Raw genomic sequence first — 645 nt, 5'->3', positions numbered from 1 at the left:
AAGCAGGGCCATGCTATCGCGGCGGCACTGGCGAAGCTCGGCGCCGATGTCCGGCTCGTGTCCGGTCCGGTCAACATCGCCGATCCGGCCGGGGTGAAGACCACTCATGTGGAAACAGCGGCCGAGATGAAGGAAGCGGTCGAGAGCCTTTTGCCGGCGGACGCGGCTGTTTTCGTCGCGGCCGTCGCCGACTGGCGCACCGCGAATGCCGCCGGTGAAAAGATCAAGAAGGTGGCGGGGAAGGGCCCGCCGTCGCTCAAGATGGTCGAGAATCCCGACATCCTCGCGGGCGTCGGCCATCATGCGCAGAGGCCCGGTCTTGTCGTCGGCTTTGCCGCCGAGACGCAGGACCTCATCGGCAACGCCGAGGCCAAGCTCAGGAAGAAGGGCGCCGATCTCATCGTCGCGAACGACGTCTCGCATGGCAGCGGCATCGGCCCTTCCGGCGTTATGGGCGGCGATCGCAACAAGGTGCGCATCGTCTCGCGCACGGGCGTCGAGGAGTGGCCGGAGATGGGCAAGGACGAGGTGGCGACACGGCTCGCCGCATCGATTGCCGAGCGGCTGAAAACGACAGTGGTTTAGCTGGCCGCTGCCTGCGGTCGCATTGGCGGCAGCGCGATGCGCAGCGCGGCGACGCAGCCA

1 protein-coding gene is annotated in these 645 nt (G+C 67.3%); it reads left to right on the top strand.

What is annotated here, in order from left to right:
• On the top strand, nucleotides 1-585 hold a 585-nt coding region (locus tag EOA60_RS36035), incomplete at its 5' end, for a phosphopantothenoylcysteine decarboxylase (protein ID WP_281060823.1).
• Nucleotides 586-645: the final 60 nt, after the last annotated feature.

The sequence above is a fragment of the Mesorhizobium sp. M1A.F.Ca.IN.020.06.1.1 genome (assembly GCF_004023265.1).
In the GTDB taxonomy this organism is placed as follows: Bacteria; Pseudomonadota; Alphaproteobacteria; order Rhizobiales; family Rhizobiaceae; genus Mesorhizobium.
This window is presented reverse-complemented; position numbering and strand designations above follow the sequence as displayed.